Origin of the sequence: Photorhabdus namnaonensis, from assembly GCF_001684335.1 — a bacterium.
In the GTDB taxonomy this organism is placed as follows: domain Bacteria; phylum Pseudomonadota; class Gammaproteobacteria; order Enterobacterales; family Enterobacteriaceae; genus Photorhabdus; species Photorhabdus namnaonensis.
In genome coordinates, this window is the sequence record NZ_LOIC01000001.1 from 51,168 (window position 1) to 65,247 (window position 14,080).

13 protein-coding genes are annotated in these 14,080 nt (G+C 42.6%); 9 read left to right on the plus strand and 4 right to left on the minus strand.

The genetic code is table 11. The features are described from left to right. Positions 1 to 91: 91 nt before the first annotated feature. Entirely contained in the window at positions 92 to 1,249 is a 1,158-nt protein-coding gene (gene argE, locus Phpb_RS00235) for an acetylornithine deacetylase (protein ID WP_065388653.1), read from the minus strand. Between the two features lie 102 nt (positions 1,250 to 1,351). On the opposite strand from argE, the gene argC reads away from it, so the two are divergent. From argC to oxyR, 5 genes are all read left to right on the plus strand, one after another. Further along, positions 1,352 to 2,356 (plus strand): N-acetyl-gamma-glutamyl-phosphate reductase, encoded by a 1,005-nt coding sequence (argC, locus tag Phpb_RS00240; RefSeq protein ID WP_065388654.1) that lies wholly within the window; start codon positions 1,352 to 1,354, stop codon positions 2,354 to 2,356. 25 nt (positions 2,357 to 2,381) lie between these two features. Next, a complete protein-coding gene (argB, locus tag Phpb_RS00245) occupies positions 2,382 to 3,155 on the plus strand; it encodes an acetylglutamate kinase (RefSeq protein ID WP_065388655.1) in 774 nt (257 codons plus the stop codon). 68 nt (positions 3,156 to 3,223) lie between these two features. Continuing rightward, the gene (locus Phpb_RS00250; protein ID WP_065388656.1) at positions 3,224 to 4,438 is read left to right on the plus strand and encodes an argininosuccinate synthase; all 1,215 of its coding nucleotides are present in this window, start codon (positions 3,224 to 3,226) and stop codon (positions 4,436 to 4,438) included. Between the two features lie 152 nt (positions 4,439 to 4,590). Beyond that, positions 4,591 to 5,970: an argininosuccinate lyase gene (gene argH / locus Phpb_RS00255; protein WP_065388657.1), complete on the plus strand. Its 1,380-nt coding sequence runs from the start codon at positions 4,591 to 4,593 to the stop codon at positions 5,968 to 5,970. Positions 5,971 to 6,119: 149 nt separating this feature from the next. Further along, positions 6,120 to 7,025 (plus strand): DNA-binding transcriptional regulator OxyR, encoded by a 906-nt coding sequence (oxyR, locus tag Phpb_RS00260; RefSeq protein ID WP_065388658.1) that lies wholly within the window; start codon positions 6,120 to 6,122, stop codon positions 7,023 to 7,025. Here the strand turns inward: oxyR and sthA are convergent. Then, the gene (gene sthA, locus Phpb_RS00265) at positions 7,017 to 8,414 is read right to left on the minus strand and encodes a Si-specific NAD(P)(+) transhydrogenase (protein ID WP_065388659.1); all 1,398 of its coding nucleotides are present in this window, start codon (positions 8,412 to 8,414) and stop codon (positions 7,017 to 7,019) included. The two genes, oxyR and sthA, sit on opposite strands and share 9 nt — an antisense overlap. Positions 8,415 to 8,805: 391 nt before the next feature. Here sthA and fabR point away from each other — a divergent pair, with 391 nt between their 5' ends. Both fabR and Phpb_RS00275 read left to right on the plus strand, forming a co-directional pair. Continuing rightward, the gene (fabR, locus tag Phpb_RS00270) at positions 8,806 to 9,450 is read left to right on the plus strand and encodes an HTH-type transcriptional repressor FabR (RefSeq protein ID WP_065388660.1); all 645 of its coding nucleotides are present in this window, start codon (positions 8,806 to 8,808) and stop codon (positions 9,448 to 9,450) included. A gap of 23 nt (positions 9,451 to 9,473) precedes the next feature. Next, on the plus strand, positions 9,474 to 9,845 hold the full coding sequence (locus Phpb_RS00275; protein ID WP_036782597.1) for a YijD family membrane protein: 372 nt from the start codon (positions 9,474 to 9,476) through the stop codon (positions 9,843 to 9,845). A 65-nt stretch (positions 9,846 to 9,910) separates the two neighbouring features. On the opposite strand, the gene trmA is transcribed toward Phpb_RS00275, so the two are convergent. Then, entirely contained in the window at positions 9,911 to 11,014 is a 1,104-nt protein-coding gene (trmA, locus tag Phpb_RS00280; RefSeq protein ID WP_109396494.1) for a tRNA (uridine(54)-C5)-methyltransferase TrmA, read from the minus strand. A 178-nt stretch (positions 11,015 to 11,192) separates the two neighbouring features. On the opposite strand from trmA, the gene btuB reads away from it, so the two are divergent. Then, the gene (btuB, locus tag Phpb_RS00285; protein WP_065388662.1) at positions 11,193 to 13,052 is read left to right on the plus strand and encodes a TonB-dependent vitamin B12 receptor BtuB; all 1,860 of its coding nucleotides are present in this window, start codon (positions 11,193 to 11,195) and stop codon (positions 13,050 to 13,052) included. After that, positions 12,997 to 13,860 carry a glutamate racemase gene (gene murI, locus Phpb_RS00290; RefSeq protein WP_065388663.1) on the plus strand — a complete coding sequence of 288 codons (864 nt, stop codon included), beginning with the start codon at positions 12,997 to 12,999 and terminating at the stop codon, positions 13,858 to 13,860. The genes btuB and murI overlap by 56 nt, the downstream gene beginning before the upstream one ends. A 19-nt stretch (positions 13,861 to 13,879) precedes the next feature. Here the strand turns inward: murI and Phpb_RS26210 are convergent. Next, the coding region (locus Phpb_RS26210) for a hypothetical protein (RefSeq protein WP_205634717.1) at positions 13,880 to 14,080 on the minus strand (201 nt) is incomplete at its 5' end.

The window sequence follows — 14,080 nt, forward strand, 5'->3', positions numbered from 1 at the left end:
TATTACTTAATGCGCAGGAGGCTTGGGGAAGGTGTTTTTGTTGCTTGATGATGCTTGAGTCCCCCTGGTTTTTGGGGGACGAGTAAAGCGATTAATTATTGCTTAGGCAAAAATGATCTATTAACTGAGAAATTATCTTTCTGGTAGGTTCAATAAACGACATATCAATAAATTCATCTGGTTGATGCGCCTGTTCAATAGAGCCTGGGCCAAGGACTAACGTTGGGCATAATTCCTGAATGAATGGCGCTTCGGTACAGTAGTTGACCGTTTCAGCCTTGCGGCCTAGCAGTTTCTCTATCACATCAATCATCTTGTGATCGGTTGGGCATGCATAACCGGGAATAGGGGGATGCAATTCGTTGATAGTCAGACGGCCAGGCCAACGTTGCTTCACTGGTTCTAGGGCTTCATTTAACAGTCCGTTCAGATCCTGTAACGTTAGTCCCGGTAATGGGCGAATATCCATATGCAATTCACAATGGGCACAAATACGGTTTACTGCATCACCTCCGTGAATATAGCCGAAATTCATGGTTGGATATGGAATGGCAAATGCCGGGTTGTTATAGCGCTCTTTTAGCGTATTGCGTAGTTCAATCAAGCGCCCAATAGATTCGTGCATCAAATCAATGGCGTTTATACCACGGTCTGGATCACTGGAATGCCCGGATTGACCAACAATGCGGATAGCGTTCGATAAATGTCCTTTATGTGCGCAGATAGGATGCAATGAGGTCGGTTCACCAATAATAGCGAAATCCGGTCGAATAGTGGTACTTGCGGCAAAATAGCGGGCTCCCGCCATTGTTGTCTCTTCATCTGCGGTTGCCAGAATGTACAGCGGACGGGTTATTTTACTGACATCAATGTCTCGCAATGCATCAATAATAAAGGCGAAAAAGCCTTTCATATCTGCTGTACCTAAACCATACAGTTTGTTATCTCGTTCTGTCAGGGTGAAGGGATCTTTAGCCCAGAGTCCTTCATCAAAGGGGACAGTATCAGTGTGTCCACATAGGAGTAATCCACCTGGGCCGCTCCCCAGCGTCGCCAGCAGATTGTATTTTCCGGGGGCCTCGGGGACGGGTTGTATCTCAATCTCGAAACCAATTTCCTTTAACCAACTTGCCAGTAGGTTGATGAGAGATTCATTGCTCTGGTCAATACTGACATCGGTGGCACTGATAGAAGGAGTCGCGATTAGTTGCCGAAATAACTCAATAAATGGAGGTAATTTTATATTCACTGTTGACAGCCTTTATTCATGATAGTATCAATATTCATGCATTTTTTTTGAATAAAAATACATTATCCCGTTTACATATTGAGCACAAGGTAAAGATATCCTATGTTGAATACGCTGGTTGTTGGTGCAAGTGGTTACACCGGAGCAGAACTGGCAGCATATCTGCATCGCCACCTGCATATAAATCTGGTTGGACTAATGGTTTCTGCTCAGAGCGTTGATGCAGATAAATGTTTCTCAGATTTACATCCACAGTATAAAGGCATTGTTGATCTGCCGCTGCAACCGCTGACTGATATTATTAATGTTGCTAAAGGGATTGATGTGGTTTTCCTTGCCACCGCCCATGAAGTCAGTCATGACATTGCGCCGTTATTTCTGGCGGCAGGTTGCATTGTGTTCGATCTCTCCGGTGCTTATCGCGTACAAAATGCTCAGATTTATCAACAATACTACGGATTTAAACATAAGCATACTGAATGGTTAGCACAAGCAGTATATGGACTTGCCGAATGGCAGGCTGAAAAAATCAAACAGGCTCAATTGGTTGCTGTACCGGGGTGTTACCCAACAGTTTCTCAACTCTCTTTGAAGCCACTGTTGGAAAATAGTTTGCTAGATACTGGCCATCGGCCAGTGATTAATGCTACCAGTGGCGTGAGCGGCGCGGGTCGGAAAGCCAGTATGACTAACAGCTTTTGCGAAATCAGTTTGCAACCTTATGGAATATTTACTCACCGTCATCAACCGGAGATTGAGGAACATCTGGGAACTAAGGTGATTTTTACTCCGCATCTTGGCAATTTCGTGCGAGGTATTCTTGCCACAATTACCTGTAAATTGAAGTCAGGTGTTACCGCAGAACAGATAAATGAAGCTTATCAGCAAGCATACAAGGATAAGCCATTGGTGCGGCTCTACAACAAAGGGGTACCGGCACTGAAATCCGTTGTTGGGTTACCGTTCTGTGATATCGGTTTCGTTGTACAGGATGATCACCTGATTGTTGTGGGTACTGAGGATAATCTTTTGAAAGGTGCGGCGGCTCAGGCAGTTCAGTGTATGAATATACGTTTTGGGTTTGAAGAAACTCAGGCATTACTTTAATGATTGACATGAAGGAGTAAAGCAAATGGAACCTTTAGTCATAAAATTAGGTGGCGTGTTACTGGACAATGAAGAAGCATTGGAACGCGTGTTTACTGCATTGCAGGAATATCGACAAACGCATGAACGCCAGTTGGTTATTGTTCATGGTGGTGGCTGTCTGGTGGATGAGTTGATGCAGAAGTTGCAGCTACCGATAGAGAAGAAACAAGGATTGCGGGTAACACCCGCTGATCAAATTGGGATGATTACGGGAGCGTTAGCGGGTATAGCCAATAAGACCTTGTTGTCGTGGGCGACTAAATATCAACTTGCATCAGTTGGATTATATTTAGGAGATGGTAATGTGGTCAGGGTTTCCCAACTGAATGAAGAGTTGGGGCATGTGGGGAAAGCGATGCCGGGCGATGCTAAGTTGCTGAAAACGCTGCTGGATGCAGGTTATATACCCATTATTAGTTCCATTGGTGTAACTGATAAAGGGGAATTGATGAATGTGAATGCCGATCAGGCAGCAACGGCGATAGCTCAAACGTTAGGTGCTGATTTGGTATTACTCTCTGATGTTAGCGGTATTTTAGATGGTAAAGGGCAGAAGATCCCTGACATTAATGCTGAGAAGGCGGAACAACTTATTGTGCAGGGCATCATTACTGACGGCATGGTTGTGAAGGTGAATGCAGCTCTAGATGCCGCTAGGACATTAGGTCGCCCGGTAGATATCGCTAGTTGGCGTCATGCAGATCAACTGACCGACCTGTTTAACGGTGTTCCCGTCGGTACTCGTATTCTGGCTTAAATTAAGTTTGATTAATTTTCGGCAAAGCTTTGCTGATGAATAACAACGGAATTTTAAAGGGTAACTTCATGCATACTAAAGATATTAAAAAGATCGTTCTTGCTTATTCTGGTGGTCTGGATACTTCTGCCATTATTCCTTGGCTGAAAGAGCATTATGATAATTGTGAAGTTGTTGCGTTTGTCGCCGATGTGGGACAAAGCCGTGAAGATCTGGAGGGCGTGGAGCAGAAAGCTTTGCGCTCTGGCGCATCAGAATGTCATGTTGTGGATTTACGTGAGGAGTTTATTAAAGATTATGTTTATCCGGTGCTGAAAACTGGCGCTCTGTATGAGGGTAGCTATTTATTGGGCACTTCAATGGCACGACCAATTATTGCTAAAGCACAGGTTGAATTAGCATTGAAAGTGGGGGCGGATGCGCTTGCTCATGGCGCAACAGGTAAGGGGAACGATCAGGTGCGGTTTGAAAGCACTTATACGGCATTAGCCCCTCAGCTAAAAGTTGTCGCACCGTGGAGAGAGTGGGATTTGCGTTCCCGTGAGGCGTTGTTGGATTATCTGAAAGCGCGAGATATTCCAACCACTGCAACATTGGAGAAAATTTATAGCCGTGATGAGAATGCGTGGCATATCTCTACCGAAGGCGGTGTACTGGAAAGCACCTGGAATGAATCCAATAAAGATTGTTGGGTGTGGACAGTTGCTCCAGAAGAGGCGCCAGATGAAGCTGAATTGGTCAGTGTCACCATTGAGAAAGGCGAGGTTGTTGGGGTTAACGGCAAGGTGATGTCTCCATATCAATGCCTTGAAATGCTGAATGCTCTGGGAGCAAAACATGGTATCGGCCGGATCGATATTGTGGAAAACCGGCTGGTGGGAATGAAATCTCGTGGTTGTTATGAAACACCGGGAGGAACCATTATGATGGCCGCGTTACGTGGTGTTGAACAACTGGTTCTGGACCGTGATAGCTTGAAATGGCGTCAGCAGCTTGGACTGGAAATGTCCTATGTTGTTTATGATGGACGTTGGTTTGCCCCACTACGTCACTCTATTCAGGCAGCCGCTGAGACGTTGGCTGAAGATGTCCGTGGTGAAGTGGTTCTGAAACTCTATAAAGGTCAGGTGACGGCGATCCAGAAGAGATCAACAAATAGTCTCTATTCTGAAGCGTTTGCAACGTTTGGTGAAGATGAGGTTTATGATCACAGCCATGCAGGAGGATTTATCCGTTTGTATTCTCTTTCTTCGCGTATTCGGGCGTTAAATAGTAAAGAGTAATTTTATCGTTCGTGGTTATGGAGATAATGGTCAGATCGTGAATTCATGTTTGTATTTGATTTCTCTAGTCTATTATCTCCATGTTGCAAATGAAATTGCTGTTTATACAAGGTTATCAATCACTCAGACATCAGATAATCAGGAACAAAAATATGGCACTCTGGGGCGGGCGTTTCAGTCAGAAAGCAGATCAACGGTTTAAACAATTTAACGATTCACTTCGCTTTGATTACCGGTTGGCGGAACAAGATATTACCGGTTCAGTTGCATGGTCGAAAGCGCTGGTAACGGTTGGTGTGCTAACCGTTGAGGAACAACAAAAACTGGAGTTGGCATTAAATGAATTACTGAATGAGGTTCAGGCTAATCCACAAGCCATCTTGCAAAGTGATGCAGAAGATATCCATAGTTGGGTAGAAGGGCAACTAATCAGTAAAGTTGGCGATTTGGGTAAGAAGCTCCATACTGGGCGTAGTCGTAACGATCAGGTGGCGACAGATCTCAAACTTTGGTGTAAAGAATACATTTCACATCTCCATCAGGCAATTGTGGAGTTACAGCTGGCGTTGGTGATTACCGCGGAGAATAATCAGGATGCGGTGATGCCGGGCTATACCCATCTGCAAAGAGCGCAGCCTATCACATTTGCTCACTGGTGTTTGGCATATGTGGAAATGTTGGTTCGTGATGAAAGTCGGTTACAGGATACTTTAAAGAGGCTGAATACCAGCCCGCTTGGGTGTGGTGCATTGGCTGGAACTGCTTATAATATTGATCGCGAACAACTGGCATCATGGCTGGGTTTTGCTTCAGCGACACGTAACAGTCTGGATAGTGTTTCAGATCGTGACCATGTATTGGAACTGCTATCTAATGCCAGTATCAGTATGATCCATCTTTCCCGTTTTGCGGAAGACCTCATTTTCTTTAATAGCGGTGAAGCAGGATTTATTGAACTGTCAGATCGAGTCACTTCCGGTTCTTCTCTGATGCCACAGAAGAAAAACCCGGATGCGCTGGAGTTAATCCGTGGGAAATGTGGCCGGGTGCAGGGGGCATTGACCGGCATGATGATGACGTTGAAAGGTCTGCCGTTGGCCTATAATAAAGATATGCAGGAGGATAAAGAGGGGTTATTTGATGCGCTGGACACTTGGCTGGATTGTTTGCATATGGCAGCGTTGGTGTTAGATGGCATTCAGGTCAGGCGTTCACGTTGTGCAGAAGCAGCTAAACAGGGTTATGCTAATGCGACCGAATTAGCTGATTATTTGGTTGCAAAAGGTGTTCCATTCCGTGAAGCTCACCATATTGTTGGGGAAATTGTGATTATGGCGCTTGCTCAGGGTAAGGCACTGGAAGCGTTGTCATTGGCAGAGTTGCAGAAGTTCAGCAGTGCAATTACTGATGATGTATATGATATTTTGTCTCTGCAATCTTGTCTGGACAAACGACTTGCAAAGGGTGGCGTATCGCAAAAACAGGTCATGAAAGCGATTTCAGAGGCTAAACAGAGGCTAAAATTAAGTTAGTCATTATCAGCAGGGGAGATGAATCTATCCCCTGTAAAATAAATGCGATCTTTATATATAAGTTTTTAATGATTATCTGATAGTCTTTCCCTCACGTTGATATAATTATCTATTGGTAGTTTCTATCATTCATATTAGTTGAGGTGGGAATGAATATCCGCGATCTGGAATATCTTGTGGCGCTTGCGGAGCATCGGCACTTTCGCCGTGCTGCTGATTCTTGCCACGTCAGCCAGCCTACATTGAGCGGGCAAATTCGTAAGCTTGAGGATGATCTGGGTGTAATGTTATTGGAACGCACCAGCCGTAAAGTTTTATTCACTCAACAAGGGATATTATTAGTAGAACAGGCCAGAACGGTTCTCCGTGAGGTTAGAATTTTGCAGGAAATGGCGTCACTGCAAGGGGAAAACATGTCTGGTCCTCTGCATATTGGCCTGATCCCTACTATTGGCCCATATCTGTTGCCTCATATTATTCCTGGGCTTCATGGTTTGTTTCCTAAGTTGGAAATGTATTTGTATGAAGCCCAGACTCAAAGTTTGCTAGCCCAGTTAGATAGCGGCAAATTGGACATTGCGATTCTGGCAATGGGTAAGGAGACAAGAGCCTTCATTGAAGTGCCATTGTTTGAAGAACCCATGAAACTCGCTATTTATGATGGCCATCCTTGGGCAGAGCGGGAAAAAATTGCTATGGATGAATTGACGGGTGAAAAATTGCTGATGCTAGAAGATGGTCATTGCTTGCGTGATCAGGCTATGGGGTTCTGTTTTCAGGCTGGCGCGAAGGAAGATACCCATTTTCGTGCAACCAGTTTGGAAACTCTGCGTAATATGGTTGCTGCCGGTAGTGGAATAACCTTATTGCCTGATCTGGCAGTGCCACAAGAGAAAAAACGTGATGGTGTCTGTTATCTGGAGTGTAGCAATCCCGAACCTAAGCGATCTGTTATTTTGATTTATCGTCCTGGTTCACCTCTGCGTGGTCGCTATGAGCAACTGGCAGAGGCTATTAGAGCTAAAATGGGCGCTTATTACGGGCAATCAAAATAGTCGGTTCAGGCCATTTAGCGCTGCGACACGGTAGGCTTCAGCCATAGTCGGATAGTTGAAAGTAGTATTGACGAAATATTCGATAGTATTACTTTCACCTTTCTGTTCCATAATTGCCTGGCCGATATGAATGATTTCAGCCGCACGTTCCCCGAAACAATGAATACCAAGAATCTCTTTTGTTTCTCTATGGAATAGTATTTTCAGGCTTCCTACGTTCATCCCCGCAATTTGTGCGCGTGCAAGATGTTTAAATTGTGCTCGCCCAACTTCATAAGGCACTTTCATTGCTGTTAATTGTTGTTCGGTTTTACCTACAGAGCTGATTTCAGGAATGGTATAGATGCCCGTTGGAATATCTTCAATCAGATGAACTTCGGCGTTTCCTTTCGCCATTGCTTGAGCGGCAATTCGTCCTTGATCATAAGCAGCAGAGGCCAGGCTTGGATAACCGATAACATCTCCTACAGCGTAGATATTTTCATTGCTGGTTTGATAGATCTTATTAACTTTCAGTAAACCGCGGCTATCTGCTTCCAGATCAACGTTTTTCAGCCCTAAAGTATCGGTATTACCTGTTCGGCCATTAGCATAAAGCAGACAATCAGCTTTGACTTTTTTACCGGATTTGAGATGAACGATAACACCATCATCAACACCTTCAATTTTAGAATATTCTTCATTATGGCGGATAACTATACCGCTATTCCAAAAATGGTAAGAAAGTGCGTCTGACATCTCTTGATCAAGGAAAGCCAGTAAATGGTTACGAGTGTTGATCAAATCAACTTTTACGCCTAATCCACGGAAGATTGAAGCATATTCGCAACCAATCACTCCGGCACCGTAAATAATGACATGCCGTGGTTCATGATCCAGTTTCAGAATGGAATCGCTGTTATAAATACGGGAATGGGTGAAATCAACATCTGGTGGACAATATGGGCGAGAACCGGTTGCGATAATAATCTTATCTGCACTTAAAATATCGTAGTTATCGTCGGCATAGCGCACACTCACCCGGTGATCATCAATGAATGTTGCTTCCCCGGAAAACATACGACACCCATTACGTTCGTAAAATCCTTGACGCATTCTAGTTTGCTGATTAATCACCATTTCAGCACGGCGTAAGATTTCAGCAAATGAAGAGCGAAGAATGCGGGAATTATCACTGTACAGAGGGTTTTGGTTAAATTCGATAATACGGCTGACGGCGTGACGGAGGGCTTTGGACGGGATGGTACCCCAATGAGTACAACCACCACCAACATTATTATAGCGTTCGATAACCGCAACGCTTTTACCTTGCTTCACCAATCCCATTGCTGCTCCTTCTCCACCAGGACCAGAACCAATGACAATGGCGTCAAAATGAATATGTTGCATATGAGGAAAGACCTGTTTTTACACAAAATTACAACGCTATATTAACATTGGTTGACTTAATAGCCCAATCGTCATAAGGATTTTATATCTCGTTTAGGGTGAATTGAACATAGTTTTGTCCGTTACGTTAATCTGGTGCAAGCTTATGAAGCTTTTGGAAAATAAATAATTATCTAACGACCGAAGTGAATTAACTAAAGAGGCAATGCTTTCCTTAATGATTTTTTGACTACGTGTAGTCGCCTTTATCATCCTAATATCTAATAAGAAAATGCGCTGAGAAAATGACATTGATCATTATAAATGACATGATAAGCACATCATTACGGCAAACGCGTTAAAATTTGGTATATTTCCTAACATGTAGTTCAGATAAAGAGTCAGGATTCGTGTGAGTAACGTTATCGGCATCAGAGCGAAACAGAAAGAAAAAACTCGTCGTTCACTGATTGAAGCTGCTTTCAGCCAGTTGAGTGCCGAAAGGAGTTTTACCAGCCTTAGCTTGCGTGAAGTCGCCCGTGAAGCAGGTATTGCACCAACTTCATTTTATCGTCATTTCCGTGATGTGGATGAGCTTGGGCTGACGATGGTAGATGAAAGTGGTTTGATGTTACGTCAGTTAATGAGGCAAGCCCGGCAACGTATTGCTAAAGGTGGCAGTATCATACGAACGTCTGTTTCGACTTTTATGGAATTTATTGGTAATAATCCAAATGCATTCCGATTATTACTACGCGAACGTTCAGGGACCTCTGCTGAATTTCGTGCTGCTGTCGCACGGGAAATCCAACATTTTATTGCTGAACTGGCAGACTATTTAGAACAGGAAAGCTGTATGCCGAGGCATTTTACTGAGGTGCAGGCAGAGGCAATGGTAACAATAGTATTCAGTGCCGGTGCGGAAGCACTGGATATTGATTTGGAGAAAAGACAGCGTTTAGAAGAACGTTTAGTCTTGCAGCTACGGATGATTGCTAAAGGTGCATATTATTGGTATCGCAAAGAAATGAATCCACCGAACCCTAAACTTAAATAACTATGAAGGAGGAGAACGAAATGATGGAACAATATCGCCAGGACAAAAGTACATTGTTACTCGCTTTTATTGTCGGATTAGCAACGAATGGAACGTTTTCAGCAGTTTTTAGCTCAGTTGTTTCTTTTTCAGTTTTCCCATTGATAACACTGATTTTATCAATTTATTGTATCCATCAGCGCTATTTAAATTACTCAATGCCAGATGGGATGCCTAAGTTAGTTGTTGCTTGTTTCCTCTTAGGATTATTTAGTTATAGTGCGATTATCAGGGTTGAATACCCTGAAATTGGCTCTAATTTTCTACCCGCGGTAATAGGTACCGTACTGGTATTCTGGATTTACAGAAAGGTAAAAATTCGTAAAAACCAGGCAATTATAGAAAATAGTCATTAATTGATGAAAAACGCCGGCGATATAAACTATCTGCCGGCGTTTTTGTTTTATATGTTCGTCAAGTATCAGATTAATTTTTCCAGCAGTACGCCGCATTCCATATGGTGTGTATAAGGAAACTGATCAAACAGAGCCAGATGGCTGATTTTATGAGTTTGGGTTAATGTTTCCAGATTATGGAAAAGGGTTTCCGGGTTACAGGAAATATAAAGGATCCGTGGATATGTCCGGACCATTTCAAGCGTTTTTTCATCAAGGCCGCTACGTGGCGGATCGACAAAAATCGTTTCATATTGATAGCTTTTTAAATTGATTCCTTGAAGGCGATTAAATTCGCGTTCACCATTCATTGCTTGAGTGAATTCCTCCGCTGACATGCGGATAATTTGTACATTATCAATCCCGTTGGCTGCAATATTATATTGAGCGGCAGCAACGGATGGCTTGGCAATTTCTGTTGCTAATACTCGTTCAAAATTTTGAGCTAATGCCAGAGAGAAATTACCATTACCGCAATAAAGTTCAAGTAAATCACCTTTTGAATCCTTGGTAATATTAATTGCCCATTCAAGCATATGGATATTGATGCTAGCATTTGGTTGAGTAAAGCTGTTTTCCACCTGGCGATAAATCATTTTTCGGCCTGCAACAGGTAAAACCTCATCAATATAATCATGATCCAATGTGATTTTGGTTTTAGCAGCTCTGCCAATTAACTCAACCTCAAACCCTTTATTTCTTAACGCATCACGCAGTTTTAATGCTTGCTGTGTCCATTCATCACCTAATTTTTTGTGATAAAGCAAAGAAACAAGGATTTTATTACTGCAAGTGGATAGATAATCAATTTGAAATAGTTTATGACGTAAGATCTGTTCAGATCTAATGGAATCAATGAGTTCTACCATCATTTTGTTGATTAACTTACTAGCGACAGGGAATTGAACAAGGCGAATACGCTGTTTCGTCTGTTGATCGAACATAATATGGTACAAATCATCCTGCTCATGCCAGATTCGAAACTCTGCTCGCATTCTGTAATGAGATTCCGGTGAGCGGAAAACCTCTGGCTCCGGGGGCTGGAAAGGTGCCATCATGTTTTTTAAGCGGCTGACCTTCTCCGTCAGTTGCTGCTCGTAGCTTTCCGTTGGCAGGGGATTTTGCATTATGTTTGTTCTCGTATATCTGTAGTAAGAAAAATTTTCGTGCGAAATTGTAGGGAAAGAGCAAAGGATGTCCAGTTTTCTTATTACTTATGCATGATCCTGTCTATGCTTACTATCATGAGTAAGTTGCACGCTTTATCGTAGCGTATCCTTCTGACAATAAATTGTGGGATGTTTTCTCATGATAAATAAAAATCGGTTTTTATTATCCACTATTTCAATTGTAGTGATTTTTAATTGGAATCAAGCCTCCGCTGCGGTGGAGTCGCAGGATTCATTGGTTGTGACGGCGAGTCGTTTTAAACAGCCAGTGTCAAGCATACTGGCCCCTTATACTATTGTAACAAGAGATGAAATTGATCGTTGGCAGTCAAATAGTGTAGCTGATATTTTGCGTCGCCTACCCGGTGTTGATATTGCCCATCATGGCGGTATTGGGCAGTTAAGTTCTCTGTTTATTCGTGGCACGCATCCTCGTCACGTATTAGTGTTGATGGATGGAATACGTTTGAATCAAGCAGGTATCAGTGGTTCCTCTGATTTAAGTCAAGTACCTGTATCATTAGTGCAGAAAATTGAATATATCCGTGGACCACGTTCCGCTGTTTATGGTTCTGATGCTATTGGCGGTGTTATTAATATCATCACTACCAGAGAGAAACTAGGCACCAACCTTAATGTAGGTATCGGCTCGCATGGTTATCAGACTTATGATGGCGCAACTCAGCAAAAATTAGCTGAAAATACAGTCCTGACAGCAGCAGCTAACTATACCTATACCAAAGGATACGATGTTGTTGCTGATGGTAATACCGGTGGTTTTAGACAGCCTGATCGTGACGGTTTTATGAGCAAAATGCTTTGGTTGGGAGTCGATCAAAAATTTAATGAGCAAGTCAGTGGGTTTGTTCGAGCTTATGGCTATAACAATAGAGCGTCTTATGATGCGGATATTAATTGGAGTTATCCATATGCTAGGCCGGATACCCGTGAACTTTATAGCCGCCACTATGATACGGGGATCAGATTTAACCGGGGGATCTACTCATCCCAATTAATTGCAAGTTATAATCATATAAAAGACTATAACTTTGACCCTAAATATGGGCGCTATGACAAGTCTGCTAGCCTTAATGATTCTGAACAATATAACCTGCAATGGGGAAATACGTTTCAACTATATCAGGGTATGGTCAGTACAGGTGTGGATTTCCAAAAACAATCGATAGAAGCTGGGACCAGTTATATTCCGAAGAGTGAAACGGTACGTAATACAGGAATGTATCTGACAGCACAGCAACAGCTAAAAGATTTTATTTTAGAAGGTGCAATTCGTTCAGATAAACATTCAGAAGCTGGTTGGAATACCACATGGCAAGCCAGTTTAGGTTGGGAATTTATTAAAAATTATCGTTTGATCACTTCTTATGGTACGGCATTTAAGGCTCCAACGCTTAGCCAGATGTATGGTTTCGGTGGTAATCATGATTTGAAACCGGAAGAAAGTAAACAATGGGAAGGTGGTATTGAAGGCGTAACAGGCCAGCTAAATTGGCGTCTGACTGTATATCTCAATGAGATTGAGCAATTGATCGATTATACAAATAGCCGTTACTACAATATTGGTAAAGCAAAAATTAAAGGTGTTGAGTGGACTGGTTCAATGGACACAGGCATATTTCAGCATCAATTGACGGTACAATATATCGACCCTCGTAATAGTGAAACTAATGAAATTTTAGTTCGTCGGGCGAAGCAGCAAGTCAAATATCAACTTGACTGGCAGCTATATGATTTTGATTGGGGGTTAACTTATCAATATCTAGGGCGGCGTTATGACAACGATTTCAGTACATTTACGGCTAAGCGTGTAAAATTAGGTGGCGTCAGCTTTTGGGACTTAACGGTTTCATATCCAGTCACTTCTTATCTGACAATCCGTGCTAGAATAGCCAACCTGCTTGATAAAGATTACGAGACAGTTTATGGCTATCGCATTCCAGGACGCGAATACTATCTCACTGGGAGCTATAACTTCTGATTTAAATAAAGTCGCACGTCCGACAGTTTTAGTGTTTGATTCTGGGGTAGGCGGCTTATCTATTTACCAAGAGATCCGGCAATTATTGCCAGAGCTCCACTATATATATGTTTTTGATAACGAAGCATTCCCTTATGGTGAAAAATCGGAAGAATTTATTGTTGAACGAGTTGTTCAAATTGTTGCGGCTGTTCAGCAAAAACATCCTCTGGCAATAGTGGTTATTGCATGTAACACGGCAAGTACAGTCAGTTTGCCTGCTCTGCGTGAACGGTTCAGTTTTCCGGTCGTTGGTGTGGTTCCAGCGATAAAACCCGCAGCAAAGTTAACTCGTAATGGTGTCGTTGGATTATTGGCGACTAGAGCAACAGTTAATCGTTCGTATACAAAAGAACTTATCGAAAAGTTTGCTACAGGTTGCAAGATTGAATCTATAGGCTCTGCTGAATTAGTAGAATTAGCTGAAGCTAAATTGCATGGTGGTAAGGTCTCTTCCGACATTTTAAAAAAGATACTGAAACCTTGGCTCGGAATGAAAGAACCACCTGACACAGTAGTATTGGGTTGTACTCATTTTCCACTATTAGCAGAAGAATTAGTTCAGATACTCCCTGATGGCACACACTTAATTGATTCTGGTGCCGCTATTGCCCGAAGAACGGCTTGGTTAGTTAAACATCAGAGTAATCTTGTTTGTACTTCAGCAGATAGTCTTGCTTATTGTATGAAAGTGAATACTGATACTGATGCATTAATCCCCGTTTTGCAGGAATATGGATTCTCAAAACTGGAAAAATTGATAACTTAAGTTAAATTTGATGGAATAATCATCGGTCGTTAGCTTTTTTTAAAATAATTATTGCCAGCGACAAAGAACTCCCTATAATGCGCCACCACTGACCGACACAACGCTGATAAACATTGTGAGGTCGGGCAGAGAAAAAGCGAATAAGCGCTTGACTCTGCGGGCGAAAAGCGTAATATACGCAGCCCGGCTGAACGAGAATGTTATTTTTTGATTCAGCCTG